This is a genomic window from Trinickia sp. LjRoot230 (assembly GCF_964253315.1).
GTDB lineage: Bacteria > Pseudomonadota > Gammaproteobacteria > Burkholderiales > Burkholderiaceae > Trinickia.
The window spans coordinates 621,258-638,333 of the sequence record NZ_CAXUQX020000001.1; the positions used below are offsets into that span (position 1 = coordinate 621,258).

General features: G+C 64.3%; 16 protein-coding genes. 14 read left to right on the plus strand and 2 right to left on the minus strand.

The window, feature by feature from the left end; translation table 11 throughout:
- Positions 1-37 precede the first annotated feature (37 nt).
- From ACSQ20_RS02995 to mtgA, 3 genes are read left to right on the plus strand one after another with little or no spacing between them, the layout of a single operon-like run.
- On the plus strand, positions 38-2,185 hold the full coding sequence (locus ACSQ20_RS02995) for an RNB domain-containing ribonuclease (RefSeq protein WP_436017302.1): 2,148 nt from the start codon (positions 38-40) through the stop codon (positions 2,183-2,185).
- A gap of 11 nt (positions 2,186-2,196) precedes the next feature.
- Entirely contained in the window at positions 2,197-3,081 is an 885-nt protein-coding gene (gene aroE / locus ACSQ20_RS03000) for a shikimate dehydrogenase (RefSeq protein WP_436017304.1), read from the plus strand.
- Positions 3,078-3,806, plus strand: coding sequence for a monofunctional biosynthetic peptidoglycan transglycosylase (gene mtgA / locus ACSQ20_RS03005; protein WP_436017306.1), 729 nt, complete (start codon positions 3,078-3,080; stop codon positions 3,804-3,806). Before aroE ends, mtgA begins: the two co-directional genes overlap by 4 nt.
- Positions 3,807-3,836: 30 nt before the next feature.
- Here the strand turns inward: mtgA and ACSQ20_RS03010 are convergent, their stop codons facing one another.
- On the minus strand, positions 3,837-4,358 hold the full coding sequence (locus ACSQ20_RS03010) for a cupin domain-containing protein (protein WP_436017308.1): 522 nt from the start codon (positions 4,356-4,358) through the stop codon (positions 3,837-3,839).
- Positions 4,359-4,645: 287 nt separating this feature from the next.
- Positions 4,646-5,521, minus strand: coding sequence for an IS110 family transposase (locus ACSQ20_RS03015; RefSeq protein WP_436022880.1), 876 nt, complete (start codon positions 5,519-5,521; stop codon positions 4,646-4,648).
- 360 nt (positions 5,522-5,881) lie between these two features.
- Between ACSQ20_RS03015 and ACSQ20_RS03020 the strand changes: the two genes are divergently transcribed.
- The 11 genes from ACSQ20_RS03020 (at position 5,882) to pyrF (ending at position 17,064) form a co-directional block, all read left to right on the plus strand.
- Entirely contained in the window at positions 5,882-6,832 is a 951-nt protein-coding gene (locus ACSQ20_RS03020; protein ID WP_436017310.1) for an IclR family transcriptional regulator, read from the plus strand.
- Complete coding sequence (locus ACSQ20_RS03025) at positions 6,829-7,857, plus strand: 2-dehydro-3-deoxygalactonokinase (protein ID WP_436017312.1); 1,029 nt, start codon at positions 6,829-6,831, stop codon at positions 7,855-7,857. The genes ACSQ20_RS03020 and ACSQ20_RS03025 overlap by 4 nt, the downstream gene beginning before the upstream one ends.
- A 73-nt stretch (positions 7,858-7,930) precedes the next feature.
- On the plus strand, positions 7,931-8,611 hold the full coding sequence (locus ACSQ20_RS03030) for a 2-dehydro-3-deoxy-6-phosphogalactonate aldolase (RefSeq protein ID WP_436022882.1): 681 nt from the start codon (positions 7,931-7,933) through the stop codon (positions 8,609-8,611).
- Positions 8,608-9,387 (plus strand): SDR family oxidoreductase, encoded by a 780-nt coding sequence (locus ACSQ20_RS03035; protein WP_436017314.1) that lies wholly within the window; start codon positions 8,608-8,610, stop codon positions 9,385-9,387. The genes ACSQ20_RS03030 and ACSQ20_RS03035 overlap by 4 nt, the downstream gene beginning before the upstream one ends.
- 135 nt (positions 9,388-9,522) lie before the next feature.
- The gene (locus ACSQ20_RS03040; protein WP_436017316.1) at positions 9,523-10,524 is read left to right on the plus strand and encodes an arabinose ABC transporter substrate-binding protein; all 1,002 of its coding nucleotides are present in this window, start codon (positions 9,523-9,525) and stop codon (positions 10,522-10,524) included.
- A gap of 83 nt (positions 10,525-10,607) precedes the next feature.
- The gene (araG, locus tag ACSQ20_RS03045; RefSeq protein ID WP_436017318.1) at positions 10,608-12,119 is read left to right on the plus strand and encodes an L-arabinose ABC transporter ATP-binding protein AraG; all 1,512 of its coding nucleotides are present in this window, start codon (positions 10,608-10,610) and stop codon (positions 12,117-12,119) included.
- Between the two features lie 98 nt (positions 12,120-12,217).
- Positions 12,218-13,234, plus strand: a complete 1,017-nt coding sequence (gene araH, locus ACSQ20_RS03050) for an L-arabinose ABC transporter permease AraH (RefSeq protein ID WP_436017320.1) — start codon at positions 12,218-12,220, stop codon at positions 13,232-13,234.
- 16 nt (positions 13,235-13,250) lie between these two features.
- The gene (locus ACSQ20_RS03055) at positions 13,251-14,039 is read left to right on the plus strand and encodes an SDR family NAD(P)-dependent oxidoreductase (protein WP_436017322.1); all 789 of its coding nucleotides are present in this window, start codon (positions 13,251-13,253) and stop codon (positions 14,037-14,039) included.
- Positions 14,036-15,022: an SMP-30/gluconolactonase/LRE family protein gene (locus ACSQ20_RS03060; RefSeq protein ID WP_436017324.1), complete on the plus strand. Its 987-nt coding sequence runs from the start codon at positions 14,036-14,038 to the stop codon at positions 15,020-15,022. The genes ACSQ20_RS03055 and ACSQ20_RS03060 overlap by 4 nt, the downstream gene beginning before the upstream one ends.
- Positions 15,023-15,124: 102 nt before the next feature.
- Positions 15,125-16,159 carry an aldose 1-epimerase gene (locus ACSQ20_RS03065; RefSeq protein ID WP_436017326.1) on the plus strand — a complete coding sequence of 345 codons (1,035 nt, stop codon included), beginning with the start codon at positions 15,125-15,127 and terminating at the stop codon, positions 16,157-16,159.
- Between the two features lie 65 nt (positions 16,160-16,224).
- Positions 16,225-17,064, plus strand: a complete 840-nt coding sequence (gene pyrF / locus ACSQ20_RS03070) for an orotidine-5'-phosphate decarboxylase (protein ID WP_436017328.1) — start codon at positions 16,225-16,227, stop codon at positions 17,062-17,064.
- Positions 17,065-17,076 lie beyond the last annotated feature (12 nt).

The following is a 17,076-nucleotide window of genomic DNA, read 5'->3' on the forward strand; positions in this document are numbered from 1 at the left end:
ACGCGCTGCCGAAAACAGGTTCTAGCGAGAATATCGAGTGAATGTTTTTTTTGAGGAATCGGGCGGTTTGAAGGTCGGCAGCGTGCTGTCGCGACAAGGCGAGGCGCTGCAGGTCGAATTGCCGGGTGGACGACGGACGAAGGTGCGGGCCAAGGATGTGCTGATCGAATTCGGTGCGCCGGCTGCTGACGAACTGCTGCGGCAGGCCGATGCGGCCGCGCAGCTGATCGAACTCGACTTTTTATGGGAGTGCGCACCCACCGACGAATTTTCGTTCGGCGCGCTCGCCGACGAGTACTTCGGTGCATCGGCGGGCCCCGTCGAGCGTGCGGCGCTTGTCTTGCGCATGCACGGCGCGCCGGTCTACTTTCGTCGCAAGGGGCGCGGGCTTTATCAACGGGCACCTGTTGAGCAGCTGAAGATGGCGCTGGCCGGGCTCGAGCGCAAGCGCCAGCAGGCGCTTGTGCAGGCCGGCTACGAGGAAGAACTGAAGCAGGGCCGTCTGCCCGACGCTTTCGCCGGCAAGGCGCTGACGTTGCTCACGAAGCCCGACAAGAATTCGATCGAATACAAGGCGCTCGAGGCCGCGGCGTCCGCACGCGGGATGTCGCCCGCACGGCTCATGCTCGAGTGCGGCGGGATTGCGTCCGCGCGTGCTTTGCACGAGGCACGTTTTCTCTCGGAGTACTTTGCGCACGGTACCGGTTTTCCTTCGGGCGTGACACCCGGCCCGCTGCCCGACGATTTGCCGACGGCCCATGCCGAGGCGTTTTCGATCGACGACGTGACGACGACGGAAATCGACGATGCGTTCTCGGTGGAAGTGCTCGCCGATTCGCGCGTTCGGGTTGGCGTGCACATCGCCGCGCCGGCGCTCGGCATTGCGCGCGGCGATGCGGTCGACATGATTGCGCGCGCGCGGCTGTCGACGGTCTATATGCCCGGCGACAAGATCACGATGCTGCCCGATGAAGTCGTCGAAGCGTTCACGCTCAAAGAAGGCGGGCTGCGCCCCGCGCTGTCGCTTTACATCATCGTGAACCGCGAAACGCAGGAGATCGTCGCCACGGAAACGCGCGCTGAACGCGTCTTCGTGAAGAGCAATCTGCGTCATAACACGCTCGATGCCGACGTGACCGAAGAGGCCCTTGCCGCGGGCACCGGCACCTATGCGCACAAGGAGGACATCGCGATCCTCTGGCCGCTCGCGCAGGCGCTGTTCGAAAAGCGGCAGGCCGCGCGCGCCGGTTATGGGCTCAGGCGCGAGGTGCCCGGCAATACCGATTTCAATTTCTACGTCGACGGCGAACATGTGACGATCACGCCGCGCCGGCGCGGCTCGCCGCTCGACCTGATCGTGGCCGAACTTGCCATTCTCGCAAACTCGACCTGGGGTGCGTTTTTGCACGATCACGGTGTGCCGGGCGTCTATCGGACGCAACGCACGTTTGCCGCGGCGGGCCCGAAGCGCACGCGGATGCAGACGACGGCCGCCCCGCACGAAGGGCTCGGTGTTGCGCAATATGCGTGGAGCACGTCGCCATTGCGTCGCTATGTCGATCTGGTCAACCAATGGCAGTTGCTCGCCTGCGTGCAGCATGGCGTCGCGGCGAAGCTCGTTGCACCGTTCAAGCCGAAGGACGCGGATTTGTTCGCCGTCGTGCAGGGCTTTGACGATACCTATGCGGCGTATGCCGATCACCAGCGGCGCATGGAGTATTTCTGGTGCTTGCGCTGGCTCAAGCAAGAAGGCAAGCGCGAGGTCGTCGCGGCGGTTGTGAAGGGCGATCTTGTGCGGCTCGAGGAAGTGCCGCTGTTGCTGCACGTGCCCGGGCTCGGCGTGCATGCGCGCGGTACGCGGGTGGTGCTCGAAGTCATGTCGATCGACGAGCTCACGATCGAGGCTTCCGTGCGCCCGCTGCGCGTGCTTGATGCGCCGGGCCTGGCCGGCGCGACCGGGGCCGATCTGGCCGAGGAAGACGACAGCGAGAGCGAGAGCGGCGAGGACGCGCTGATCGATGCGCCCGACAACGCTGCCGATAGCGAAGCGGAAGCGCTCGCCGAGACGGATACGGGCGCCGATGTCGACGCGGGCACCGACGGCACCGACGGCACCGATTCGCCGGCAGCAGACGATACCCGCACGGACGACTCGGCGAGCCGGTCCGCCCATCTGACGGAATAGCGAAAACGACTATGGACGCGCCGATCGCACCTATCGCCCCGGCTGTGTCCGGCTGCGAGCTTTATGCCGTCGTGGGCAACCCCATCGCGCACAGCAAGTCGCCTTTCATTCATGCGCGTTTTGCGGCGCAAACGGGCGAGCCCGTCGAATATCGCCATTTGCTGGCGCCGGTTGACGGCTTCGCCGCGACCGTGCGTGCGTTTGCCGCGGCCGGCGGGCGCGGCCTCAATGTGACCGTGCCGTTCAAGCTCGAGGCGCATGCGCTGGCCAAAACGCTTTCCGCGCGGGCGGAGGCGGCTGGTGCCGTCAACACGTTGCGCTTTGATACCGACGGCCTGCGTGGCGACAACACCGACGGGGTCGGTCTCGTGCGCGATATCGAGGCGAATCGCGGGGTGCGCATAGCCGATGCGCGTATCTTGTTGCTCGGCGCTGGCGGGGCGGCGCGCGGCGTGATCCTGCCGTTGCTCGAGCGCGCACCTGCCGAGCTTGTCGTCGTCAACCGCACGGCCGCCAAGGCTGACGGCCTCGTTGAGCAGTTCTCCGCTGCCGCGCACAAGGCAGGAAGCGTGTTGACGGGCGGCGGGCCCGAAGCCATCGCACCGCACGCCTACGACATCGTCATCAATGCGACGGCCGGCAGCCTCGACGATTCGTTGCCCGAATGCGACGAGCGTGCTTTCGGCGCGGGCACCCTCGCTTACGACATGATGTACGGACCGCAGCCGACCGTTTTCATGCGCCATGCGGTAGCGCTCGGTGCGCAAGCGGCCGACGGCCTCGGCATGCTCGTCGAGCAGGCCGCCGAATCGTTCTTCGTCTGGCGCGCCGTGCGTCCAGCGACGGCGCCGGTGCTCCTCGAATTGCGTACGATCCTCGCGGCTTCGCGATCATGACGAAAGCGAAAGGCGCTCGCACGAGCGGCGCTGGCCTCGTCCGATGGATTTTCTATGGGATAGCGGTAACCGCGATTGCATGGGGCGGCACGCAGGTTTACTACCTCGCGCAGATTGCGGTCTGGACGTTCGTGAACCCGCAATCGACGGCGTTCATGCGCGCCGACGCATGGCGTTTGGCGCAGGACCGGCCCGACCTGTCGATTGCGCATGAATGGGTGCCCTACGACAAGATTTCGCGCAATCTGAAGCGCGCCATTATCGCGTCGGAGGATGCCAACTTCGTCAATAACAGCGGATACGAAACCGACGCGATCTTGCAGGCCTGGGAGCGCAATAAGTCGCGCGGCAAAATCGTGGCAGGCGGCTCGACGATCACGCAACAACTGGCTCGCAATCTCTTTTTATCGCGCGAGAAAAGCTACGTGCGCAAGGGGCAGGAACTCATCATCACCTGGATGCTTGAAACGGTGATGGACAAGCAGCGCATCTTCGAGATCTACCTGAATTCGGTGGAATGGGGCAACGGCGTCTACGGTGCGCAGGCGGCGGCGCGCTATTACTTTCGCGCGCCGGCCAGCCAGCTCTCGGGGTGGCAAGCGGCCCGGCTGGCTGTCATGCTGCCGCGCCCTAAATACTTTGATCAGCATCGCTCGTCGGGCTATCTCTCGCAGCGTGCGGCCGTCATCGCGCGACGCATGGGTGCTGCCGAAGTGCCGCGCTGACGTTCGACGTTATCTCGTTTTATCTCCTTCTCAGTTGTCCTCCCAATAGCCCAGGCTCGCTTCCTGACGCGAAACGAACCGGAAGTATGACGACGGCTCGCCCGCTTTGCCCGGCAATTCGGCCATCACGCCGAACTTGCCCGAATCCGGATATTCCACGATCTCGGGCGTCGTCATCGTGCTTACCGCCAGGTATTTCAGTTCGGTGTCGCCGGTATTGACGATCTGATGGGCCAACTCGGCGCCGCCCGGTGGGCACGCGACGATGTCGCCCGCGCCGATTGCGTAGGTCGTCTCGCCGATGCGCACCACGCCTGTACCCTCCAAGACCAAAAACATTTCCTCGTTTACGCGATGGACGTGAAACGGGTAGGCGCGCTTGCCCGGCGGCACGGCCGTCAGGTTGTAGCCGAGTTTGCGCGCGCCGACTACGGGGCCGATCCTTCCGATGCGAACGCCCCCGTAGCGATCGTTCATCGATTCGGGCGGTGCAAAAGCGGCGGGACGTGGCGACAGTTCAACGTCGGCGAGATTGATGACAGGCTTCGTCATGGTTGGCTATATGAACGCGTCCCGTTTGCAACAGTTTTCGTGTGTTCTGACTGACAGGATGGGCTGCAGCTCTATATCCGGCCTTTTTGCAGCCGGTATTGCCGCTGCGGGCCCCGATGAAATTCGCTGACTCGCACCTCATTCTCCGGGCGAGCTCGAAGCTCATCCAACCATATAGGTTTAGCGAGTCCCGGTCCTACCTGGCTTGTCATCACACTCGAAACGCTGCGCAACCTTTCGACGTTCACCCTGTGTTAAACGTTGATCTTCTACCTCACGTGGGCCGATCAGGCCGGCTTCACGCTGACGTAGTCCTTCCGGTACTGCCGGTCATGGGCCAGTACTGCCCAGATCGTTCGTGCCATCTTGTTGGCCAGCGCGACGATGACCACATTCGCCGGTCGCCGCTTTTTCATCTGTTCGACCCACGCGGCAAACTCGCGCCCGGATCTGAACGCCTTCGCGTCGCCCATCATCGCTACCGCCGCCGTGGCGGTGAGCAGACCCACGCCAGGAATCTCGCTGATCGCCTTCACGGCCCGGTCTTCCTTTTTCCACTCGCGCATGCGTCGCTCGATCTCGGCGACTTGTTCGTCCAGCTTCGTCAGCCCATTCCATTGCTCGCGCAGCGTATCGACCAGCGCCGCCGGCAGATGCTCTGCAATCCGGCCCAGCGCTACCGGTATCTCGCTGTCCAGCTTGGCTCGACCCCGACTCATCACCTCACCGTATTCCGTCAGCAGCCCACGCAGTCCGTTGATCTGCATCGTGCGGAATTTCACCAACTGCTCGCGCATGCGATGCAGCGCCAGCATCGCCTGTTGCATCTCGGTCTTTACCGCGACCGGCTTGCCCGGTTGCTGCACCGCCAGCCAGATCGCTCGCGCGTCCGCCGCATCGTTCTTGTTCCGAATGTTGAACGCCTTCACAAACTCGGCCGGCATCAGCCTGACCTCGTGACCCATCTGCGTGAGCTGCCGAGCCCAATGGTGTGCCCCACCGCACGCTTCCATTCCGATCAGGCACCGAGCACAGTTTGCAAAGTGCTCCAGAAACTTCGACCGCCTGATCGGCTTGTTCACGATCTCTCCGGTTGCCTCGTCGACGTAATGCACCTGGAACACGTTCTTGGCGATATCCACGCCCACTGTCCTAGAATTCATCACTGGATCCTCCGGTCGCCTGGGAAATGCGTGCATTTTCCACCTGGGCACATCGATGCCGTTGGCCCGTGAGGATCCACCTTCCTTTCCTTCGCTCACTCGCTCACGGGGTGGGACGCGTTCAGTTCATTCTCCAGTCCGGAAAAGGATGAAATCGCGCTCGGGCGCGCTGCCAATATAGAACGGATGGCCGCTTCGGGCAGGTCGGGCGCGCGTGCGAGTCGTGCGTCGACTCCTTGATTTGTCGATTCTTCGCTTTGTTTGGCCGCGCCAGTTGGATGGCGGTAAATCCCAAAATATGGGTAGCTAACTCATATGTTGAACACGCCAAACCGAGCGCATACAATCCAGCGAAACGACATGCGGCCGCGTGAGGCCGTCCAGGAGACGCCTATGAACGCCCCCCAAGCGGCCCACACATCGGATACATCCGACACGCCCGACGAAATCGACGGGTCGGATACGCCGGCCCCCGGCGCGGCAGAAGTCAATTTGTCGAGCACGCCGCTCGACATCGCCGGGCAGCAGGCGGGCACGCAAACGCTGTTGCGCGGGCTGGCGATTCTCGAAGCCGCCGCCGCGGGCGTGCACGATATGCGCGCATTCGGCGCGGTACTCGGCACGACGCGCAGCACCACGCACCGGCTCGTGAACAGCCTCGTGCAGGCGCGCTATCTGCGCCAGACACCGAACGGCTATCTGCTCGGCCCGAAGCTGATCGAACTCGGCACCATCGCGCTCGAACAAATGCCGCTGACGGCCGTGGCCCGCCCGCACTTGGAGCGGCTCGGAGAGGCGACGCTCGACACGATCCATCTCGGCGTGCGCGATGGGGACGACGTCCTCTACATCGACAAGATTCCCGGCCGGCGCGGGCTCGAAATGCGCTCGAAAGTCGGACATCGGATGCCGCTCGCGTCGACCGGTATCGGCAAGGCGCTGATGCTCGACGCGAAGCCCGAGGAGTGGGAAGCGCTTTTCAATGCGTCGCGTCGCGCGCTGGCAGGCGCGACGTTCAAGCCGGACAACCGGCCCGACAAACCCGTGTTCCTGCACCGGATGGTCCGCTATGCCGCGGGCGGCTTCACGTTCGACCTCGAAGAGAACGAAGCGTCGATCCGCTGCGTGGCCGCGCCGGTGCGCGATGCGTCGGGCGCCATCGTCGCCGCGGTTTCCGTGGCCAGTACGATCCCCTATATGTCGCTTGAACGCATGGATGAATTGGTTTCAGTGGTACAGCGCGAGGCGCGCGGCATTTCGGAGGAACTCGGCTGGCGCGCGCCACAAGGCACACGGCGGATCAAACGATGAGCGTCACGCACGAACGGTTTATCGAGCCGGCACCGGCGCTCGTCGGTCTCGATTGGGGCACGACATCGCTGCGCGCTTACCTCTTCGATGCCACAGGCGGGGTGCTCGCGACGCGTGCATCGACGGCCGGCATCATGAATCTGCCGCGCGTCGGCGGGTTCGACGCCGCGTTTGAGAGCGTTGTCTCGGATTGGCTCGACGCGTCCCCTGATCTACCGGTGATTGCTGCCGGCATGGTGGGCAGCGCGCAAGGCTGGCGCGAAGCGCCCTACGTCGATACGCCGGCGACGGCGCACGCCATCGCGGCCGGCATTGTCTGTGTGCGCGCAGCCCGCGGCCCGGTGCTGCACATCGTGCCTGGCGTAATCGAACGCGGCGAATTGCCGAACGTGATGCGCGGCGAGGAGACGCAGATCGTCGGCGCGCTCGCCGCTGACCCGCAACTCGGCGCCGACGGCGCGGCCGTCTTGGTCGGCTTGCCCGGCACGCATGCGAAATGGGCCATCGTGCGCGGTGAGCGCATCGAGGCATTCCATACGTTCATGACGGGCGAGCTTTTTGCTGCGTTACGCGATCACACGATTCTCGGGCGCACGATGACGCAGCCCGCCGTGCCGGACATCGAAGCGTTCCTGCGCGGTTTGAGCGTCGCTAAAAACGCGGAGCAGGCGGGGTTGTTGGCGACGATTTTCAGCACCCGCACGCTCGGGCTCACGGCGCAATTGCAGGCCGACCAGCAACCCGACTATCTGTCGGGGCTCTTGATCGGCCACGAGCTCTCCGGCCTGCAGGCTGTATTGGCTGCGCGCGGCTCGGTATTGGCGAACGAAACGCTGCGGCTCATCGGCGAGCCGGCGCTCGCGGAGCGCTACCGTCTCGCGCTGACGCAGTTCGGCTGCGCGAACGCCACGCTGGTCGAGGCAGCCGCCGAACGCGGCCTGTGGCGCATGGCGACGCGCGCAGGACTTGTCGCCGAACCGACGGGCATGTTGCAGACCGCGACGACAAGCGGCCCTACGGCGTAGAGCGGGCTGGCATAAAGCAACCGACGCAACTGACGCAGCGATATCGATGAAACCCGACATAGCCACCTCCGACATGCAGACCGATCTCGACCTTCCCGCACCGTATCGGCCGCACGCGGCGTTCACCGCCGCTTTTGCCGCGTGTCCGTTGATTGCGATCTTGCGCGGCATCAAGCCTGCCGAGGCCGCGGAGCATGGTCGCGCGCTTTACGATGCCGGCTTTCGGCTCATCGAGGTGCCGCTCAATTCGCCGCAGCCGTTCGACAGCATCGCCGCACTGCGTGCCGCGCTGGAGCCCGATGCCCTGATCGGCGCGGGCACGGTGTTGCAAGCTCGATTCGTCGATGAATTGGCGCACGCGGGAGGCGAGCTCGTCGTCATGCCTCATGCGGATACTGTGGTGATCCGCGCCGCGAAAGCGAAGGGGCTCGCCTGTGCACCCGGTGTCGCGACGCTGACCGAGGCGTTTGCTGCGCTCGTCACAGGTGCCGACGCGCTCAAGATGTTTCCCGCCGAGCAGCTCGGCGTATCGACCGTGAAAGCGTGGCGCGCGGTGCTCGCCAAGCGCGTGCCGTTGGTGCCGGTGGGCGGCATCGCGCCCGAGAACATGGCCGCGTTCCTCACGGCCGGTGCCGACGGCTTCGGCCTGGGTTCCGCGCTTTACCGCCCCGGCCAGGCGCCGAGCGTGACCGTTGCCCACGCGCGCGAGTTCATCGACGGCTTGCGCGCCGCACGCGAAGGAGCGCCTCGATGAACCGGCTGACCGGCAAGGTCGCGCTCGTCACCGGCGCCGGTCGCGGCATCGGCGCGGCGATTGCGCATGCGTTTGCACGCGAAGGCGCGGCCGTCGTGCTGGCCGAACTCGATATGCAAACGGCGCAGGCCACGTGTCACGAGATCACGACGCAATGCCCCGACGCGCGTGTCACCGCCGTTCGCACCGACGTGACGAGCGCCACCTCCGTGCGCGAAGCCGTCGTCGATGCCGAACGTCTGTTTGGCCCGCTCGACGTGCTCGTGAACAATGCCGGCATCAACGTTTTTTGCGACCCGCTCACGATGACCGATGACGACTGGCGCCGCTGTTTCGCCGTCGATCTCGACGGTGTATGGAACGGTTGTCGCGCGGTTTTGCCGGGCATGGTCGAGCGCGGGCGCGGCAGCATCGTCAATATCGCTTCGACACACGCATTCAAGATCATTCCGGGCTGCTTTCCGTATCCGGTGGCCAAGCATGGTGTGCTCGGCCTGACGCGTGCGCTCGGCATCGAATACGCGGCGAAGCAGGTGCGCGTGAATGCGATCGCGCCGGGCTATATCGAGACTCAGCTCACGCGCGATTGGTGGAATGGGCAAGCCGACGCCGAGGCGGCCCGCCGCACGACGCTCGAGTTGCAGCCGATGAAGCGCATCGGCCAGCCGGACGAGGTGGCGATGACAGCGGTGTTCCTGGCCTCCGACGAGGCGCCGTTCATCAACGCAAGCTGCATCACGATCGACGGTGGCCGCTCAGCGGTATTTCACGACTGAACTGATTTCACGACTGAATGGGGAAGTAAAAACGCAAGGAAAGCAGGAAATCCGAAATCGGACGACACACCGGCCGCGTGAGTCATCCGACACAAACAATGCGGCCCACACCTTCAATAGACAGGAGACACGCACATGAAACGCAGAATATTCCTCACGCTGGCAGCAGTGGCGGCGGGCACGATGTTCGCGGCGGCGCCGGCCGCGCAGGCAGCCGACCAGGTCAAGATCGGCTTTCTGGTCAAGCAGCCTGAAGAACCGTGGTTCCAGGACGAGTGGAAGTTCGCTGAAATCGCGGCCAAGGAGAAGGGCTTCACGCTGGTGAAGATCGGTGCGCCGTCGGGCGAGAAGGTGATGAGCGCGATCGACAATCTTTCGGCGCAAAAGGCGCAGGGCTTCATCATCTGCACCCCTGACGTCAAGCTCGGGCCGGGCATCGTAGCGAAGGCGAAGGCCGACAAGCTCAAGATGATGACGGTGGACGATCGTCTCGTCGACGGCGCCGGCAAGCCGATCGCATCGGTGCCGCACATGGGCATTTCCGCCTATAACATCGGCAAGCAAGTGGGCGACGGAATTGCCGCCGAGATCAAAAAGCGCGGCTGGGATATGAAGGACGTCGGCGCTATCGATATCACCTACGAGCAGTTGCCGACCGCGCATGACCGCACCTCCGGCGCGACCGACGCACTGATCGCCGCGGGCTTCCCGAAGACCAACGTGATTGCCGCGCCGCAAGCGAAGACCGATACGGAAAACGCGTTTAACGCCGCCAATATCGCGCTGACGAAAAACCCGCAGTTCAAGCACTGGGTGGCTTACGCGCTGAACGACGAAGGCGTGCTCGGCGCCGTGCGCGCCGCGGAAGGCCGGGGCTTCAAGGCCGACAACATGATCGGCATCGGCATCGGCGGCTCGGACTCGGCGTTGAACGAGTTCAAGAAGCCGAACCCGACGGGTTTTTACGGCACGGTCATCATCAGCCCGAAGCGCCATGGCGAAGAAACCTCGACGCTGATGTACGACTGGATCACCGCCGGCAAGGAGCCGCCGAAGCTCACGCTGACGACGGGCATGCTTGCGACGCGCGAGAACGTCGCCGACGTGCGTGAAAAGATGGGCCTCGCCGCCAAGTAATCGTAGCGGCGGTTCTCGTCGGCCGCGGTGCCCAATGCGCGTCCGGCCGGCGGGAACGTTCAATCAGTGCGAGGTAAGGTGACATGTCAGCAACGCTGCGTTTTGACAATATCGGCAAGGTTTTTCCGGGCGTGCGCGCGCTCGACGGCGTCTCGTTCGAAGTGGCGGCCGGCGAAGTCCACGGGCTCATGGGCGAAAACGGCGCGGGAAAATCGACGCTGCTGAAAGTGCTCGGCGGCGAATACCAGCCGGACTCGGGCCGCCTGATGATCGACGGCGAGCAGGTGCATTTTGGGAGCGCGGCGGCATCGATCGCGGCCGGCATCGCGGTCATCCACCAGGAATTGCAGTACGTTCCCGATCTCACGGTGACAGAAAACTTGTTGCTCGGCCGCCTGCCGACGTCGTTCGGCTTCGTCGACAAGCGCGGCGCGCAGCGCTTCGTGCGCGAGCGGCTCGCTGCGATGGGCGTCGATCTCGACCCGAACGCCAAGCTTGGACGGCTGTCGATCGCTCAGCGTCAGATGGTCGAAATCTGCAAGGCGCTGCTGCGCAATGCGCGCGTGATCGCGCTCGACGAACCCACGAGTTCGCTCTCGCATCGCGAGACCGAGGTGCTCTTCAAGCTCGTGCGCGACCTGCGCGCCGACGGCCGCGCGCTGATCTACATCTCGCACCGCATGGACGAAATCTATGCGTTGTGCGATTCCTGCACGATCTTTCGCGATGGTCGCAAGGTCGCGTCTCACCGCGACATGGCAACGGTCAAGCGCGAGACGCTCGTGGCGGAAATGGTGGGACGCGAGATCAGCGACATCTATAACTACCGGCCGCGCGAGCGCGGCGCGGCGCGCCTCGCCGTGCAAAACATCGAAGGCCACGGGCTCAGCGCGCCGGCGAGTTTCGAGGTGCGGGCCGGTGAAATCCTCGGCTTTTTCGGGCTGGTCGGGGCCGGGCGTAGCGAACTGATGCGGCTGGTCTATGGCGCCGAGAAAAAGCGCGGCGGGCGCATTGCGCTCGATGGCCGCGACATCGACGTCAAAAGCCCGGCGCACGCCATTCGCCACGGCATCGTGCTGTGCCCGGAGGACCGCAAGGAGGAGGGCATCGTCGCGATTGCGTCGGTCTCCGAGAACATCAACATCAGCTGCCGCCGGCATAACTTGCGAGCAGGGCTCTTTCTCAATCGCGCGAAAGAGAGCGAAACGGCCGACCGCTTCATCAAGCTGCTGAAGATCAAGACGCCTAGCCGTCGTCAACGAATTCGTCTGCTCTCGGGCGGCAATCAGCAAAAAGCGATTCTTTCGCGCTGGCTGGCCGAGCCGGGCTTGAAAGTGGTGATTCTCGACGAGCCGACACGCGGCATCGATGTCGGTGCGAAGCATGAGATCTATAACGTGATCTACGAATTGGCCGAACGCGGCTGCGCGGTTGTGATGGTGTCGTCGGAGCTGCCGGAAGTGCTCGGTGTCTCGGATCGTATCGTCGTCATGCGCGAAGGCCGGATTTCGGGGACGCTCGAACGCGGCGACGCGAATGAAGCCGCGCTGTTGGACCTTGCGCTGCCGCAGGGCGCAGCGCAAGAAGCGGCGTAAGTTTGCCAACACGAAACGAATGACGCGAACAACGGGCGCGAGCCCGGTTCGACAAGACAGAATGCAAACCCGTTATGCACGGGCGAAGGAGTGACGAAATGCAAGCAAGAGAAAACCTCGCGAGCGCGGCAGCTAAGCAGGTCGCCGAAGCGCTGATTCCGCAGACGAACGATCGGCAGAAGTGGTGGCAGCAAGTCACCGAATACAGCTTGATCCTGATCTTCGCGGTGATGTTCATCACGACGTCGCTGACCGTCGATCACTTCTTCTCGATCGACAACATGCTCGGCCTCGCGTTGTCGATCTCGCAGATCGGCATGGTCGCCTGCACGATGATGTTTTGCCTCGCGTCGCGCGACTTCGACTTGTCGGTGGGCTCGACGGTCGCGTTCGCGGGCGTGCTTTGCGCGATGGTGCTCAATGCCACCGACAACACGTTTTTGGCGATTGTGGCCGCCGTCGCAGCCGGCGCGGTCATTGGTTTTGTGAACGGTGCCGTCATCGCGTATTTGCGAATCAACGCGCTGATCACGACCCTCGCGACAATGGAGATCGTGCGCGGCCTCGGCTTCATCGTGTCGCATGGTCAGGCGGTCGGCGTGTCGTCGGACGCGTTCATCGCGCTCGGCGGACTCTCGTTGCTAGGCGTGTCGCTGCCGATTTGGGTCACGCTGATTTGCTTCATCGTCTTCGGCGTGATGCTGAATCAAACCGTCTATGGGCGCAATACGCTGGCCATCGGCGGCAATCCCGAGGCTTCACGGCTGGCCGGTATCAACGTCGAGCGCACGCGAGTGCTGATTTTCCTCGTGCAGGGGGCGGTGACGGCGCTCGCGGGCGTCATTCTTGCTTCGCGTATCACGTCGGGCCAGCCAAACGCCGCGCAGGGCTTCGAGCTCAATGTGATCTCGGCCTGCGTGCTCGGCGGCGTGTCGCTGCTCGGCGGGCGGGCGACGATTTCGGGCGTCGTGATCGGCGTACTCATCATGGGCACCGTCGAGAACGTGATGAATCTGCTCAATATCGACGCGTTTTATCAGTACCTCGTGCGCGGCGCGATTCTGTTGGCTGCTGTGCTGCTCGATCAACTGAAGAATCGCGGTTCGCGCGACTGACCGGAGACACTTCACGATGGCATTACCCGATCATCCACAACCCGGCCCCTACGCGCACTATCCGAGCCTGGCTGGCCGGACGGTCTTTATCACCGGCGGCGCAACCGGCATCGGCGCTGCGTTCGTCGCGCACTTCGCGGCGCAAGGCGCACGTGTCGCGTTTTGCGACATCGATGCGAGCGCGGGCGAGGCCTTGGCTGACGCGCTCGGAGACGCCCGCACGCCGCCGCTCTTTCTCTCGTGCGATATCACCGACATCGACGCGTTGCGCGGCGCCATCGCCGATACCCGCACCGCCTTCGGCCCGATCGCGGTGCTCGTGAACAACGCGGCGAACGACAAGCGCCACACGATTGCCGAAGTCACGCCCGAGTCGTTCGATGCGGGTGTCGCGGTCAACTTGCGACCGCAGTTCTTCGCGGCGCAAGCGGTCGTCGATGACATGAAAGCCGCGGGCGGCGGCTCGATCATCAATCTGGGCTCGGTCAGCTGGATGCTGAAAACCGGCGGCATGCCCGTTTATCTAACGGCGAAGGCAGCCATTGAGGGCCTCACGCGCGCACTGGCGCGCGATCTCGGTCCGTTCGGCATTCGCGTGAACACGCTCGTGCCCGGCTGGGTCATGACGGAAAAGCAGCGGCGGCTCTGGCTCGATGAGGCGGGTTTGCGTGCGCTGAAAGCCGGGCAGTGCCTGGACGGCGAACTGCTGCCCGAAGACCTCGCGCGCATGGCGCTGTTCCTCGCGGCCGACGACAGCCGCATGGTGACAGCACAGGATTTCATCGTCGACGGAGGCTGGGCATGACGGTGGGCAACGGCAACGATACCGGCCACGCGCGCGCGTCGCGGGCGACGCTTGCTGTCAGCGCGAAATGCGCGCTGGGCGAGGGCGCGCTTTGGTGCGCCCGCACGCGCCGGCTTTATTGGACCGACATCGAAGGCGCGCGCCTGTGGCGCCATGACCCGGCCTCGGGCGAGCACGCAAGCTGGCGTTTGCCGGAGCGGCTGGCAACGTTTGCACTGACAGCCGATCCGCATGTGCTGCTCGTCGGACTCGCTACTCATCTCGCGTTTTTCGACCTGGTCACGCATACGCTCACGCACATTGCCGATATCGAGCCCGGCATGAACACGCGCTTGAACGATGGGCGTTGCGACCGCCAGGGGCGTTTCGTGTTCGGCACGAAGGACGAGGCGGCGAAGCCTCAGCCGATCGGCGGGTTTTATCGGCTTGATCACGATTTGTCGGTGCACCGGCTGCCGTTGCCGGCGCCCGCTATCTCGAACAGCATCGCGTTCAGCCCTGATGGCGCGACGATGTATTTCTGCGATTCCCCCACGCGCGAGATTTTCAGCTGTGAGTATGGCGCCGACGGGCACGTTGGCCCGCCACGCCGCTTTGTGCGGCTCGAAGACGCAACCGGCGAGCCCGACGGCGCAACAGTCGACGCCGACGGTGGACTGTGGAACGCGCAATGGGGCGGGGGGCGCATCGTGCGTTACGACGCGCGTGGCAACGAAACGGAGCGCGTCATCGTACCGACGCACCAGCCCAGTTGCGTGACCCTTGGCGGCCCGAAGCTCGGCACGCTGTATGTCACAACAGCGCGCGTCGGGCTCGATGCCGCAACGCTTTCGCACGAGCGCGGAGCGGGCAGCGTGTTTGCTGCGACGGTTGCCCGGCGCGGTTTGCCGGAACCTGTTTTCGCAGGCATACGCACGCCAGGTACGTGTACTGGGTACGCGCAAGATCCGAATGCGATCGGCCGGGAACCGTCGCATAGATAAAGAGACAAAGGCGGCAAGCGTCGCCGTCTTTTGAAGATCGACCCGAAGATCGACCAACTGCGTCCCAGGCAGGACGACTTTTCGCCTCTCGAGGAGCAAACCATGACCGCAGCGAATCCCAACGTTCCTGCCACCAAGCTCGGCGGGCCGTCCGCCGCGCGACGCGCCAAGCTGGCGGCGCTAGCGCAGCCGGTGCGTCCTGGCCCGAGCACATCAGCGCTTGCTCGCGGGCTCGGCAGCAGCTTGGAGCAAGCCACTGTGTCGCTTTCGACGCCGCAACTGAGGCTGGACATCGCGCCCGCGTTGGGTGGTGCGATCACGCGTTTCGATTGGCGCGGCAACGGCGACGCCGCCATGCCGATCTTTCGCCGCGCCAGGTCGGTTGCGGGCGATACCGACCCGAACTCGCTCGCCTGCTACCCGCTCGTGCCGTATTCGAATCGCATCGGCGGCGGCCGCTTTTCGTTTGACGGGCGCAGCGTGGCGGTGCCGCGCAATTGCAAGGCGGAGTCGCTGCCGCTGCATGGCGATGGTTGGCTGCAAGCGTGGCAACTCGTGTCGAACGATGCCACGCGCGCGACGCTGGCACTCGATCGCAGCGACAGCGAGCCTTACGCGTACCGCGCGGCGCTGACGTATTCGCTCGAGGGGATGGCGCTCGTCGTCTCGCTCGAGGTGGAGAACGCCGGCGGCGAGACGCTGCCGTTCGGCCTCGGCTTGCATCCGTTCTTGCCGCGCGACGGCGCGACGCATCTGTCGGCGGCCGCAAGCGGCCTGTGGCTATCCGGCGACGACTGGCTACCGGTGCGCCATGTGCCGGTACCGCCGGCCTGGCAATTCGGCGTCGCCTACCCGCTGCCCGACGCGCTCGTCAATCATGCGTTCACCGGTTGGAGCGGTCACGCGGCGGTGGTCTGGCCGCACAAGCGCTTGTCGCTGTCGATTGCGGCGAACGCCGACTACTACGTGCTCTATACGCCGGCTGGCGAAGATTTCTTTTGCTTTGAGCCGGTCGATCATCCGATCAACGCGGTGAATCTGCCTGGCGGCGCGAACGAGCATGGAATGACGGTACTGGCGCCGGGGGAGCGGCTCGCGCGCGAGTTTCGCTTCACCGTGGCGCGCGTCGGGCTGTAGCCCTGACTCGCGGGGCGGGTAGAATACGGGGCTTTTTCGATAACCGGCATTGCGAGCGTCCCGTCATGGCCTTGGCTTTCACCCCGTCTTTTGTCCGCACGCTCAACGCGGCCTGGCAGCGCACCGATTCGCTGCTATGCGTCGGGCTCGACCCGGAACCGTCGCGCTTTCCTGGCGCGCTTGCCAATCGCAGCGAGGCGATTTTCGATTTCTGCCGCGCCATTGTCGATGCGACGGCGCCGTACGCGAGCGCATTCAAGCCGCAGATCGCCTACTTCGCCGCGCATCGTGCCGAAGATCAACTCGAAGCGCTGATCGCGCATATTCACGCGCACCATCCCGGCTTGCCGGTGATTCTCGACGCCAAGCGCGGCGATATCGGCAGCACGGCCGAGCAATACGCGCGCGAAGCGTTCGAGCGCTATCGCGCGGACGCCGTGACCGTCAATCCGTACATGGGTTTCGATTCGATCGAGCCGTATCTCGCGCATGCCGGAAAGGGTGTCATCGTGCTGTGCCGCACGTCGAATGCGGGCGGCTCGGACCTTCAGTTTCTCGACGTCGGCGGTCGGCCGCTTTATCAGACGGTGGCTCATCTTGCCGCCGAAAAATGGAATGCGGGCGGCGAGCTGGCGCTTGTCGTCGGGGCGACGTTCCCGAAGGAAATCGAGGCCGTGCGTGGCCTGGTCGGAGAAATGCCGCTTCTGATTCCGGGCATCGGTGCACAAGGCGGCGATGTCGAAGCGACGGTACGCGCGGGCCGCACGGCGAACGGCACGGGCATGATGATCAACTCGTCGCGCGCGATTCTCTATGCGGGCAAGGGTGATGACTTCGCCGATGCGGCGGCCCAGGCCGCGCGGCAAACACGCGATACGATTAATCTCTATCGTTATCGTTCATGACGCGGCGCGCGT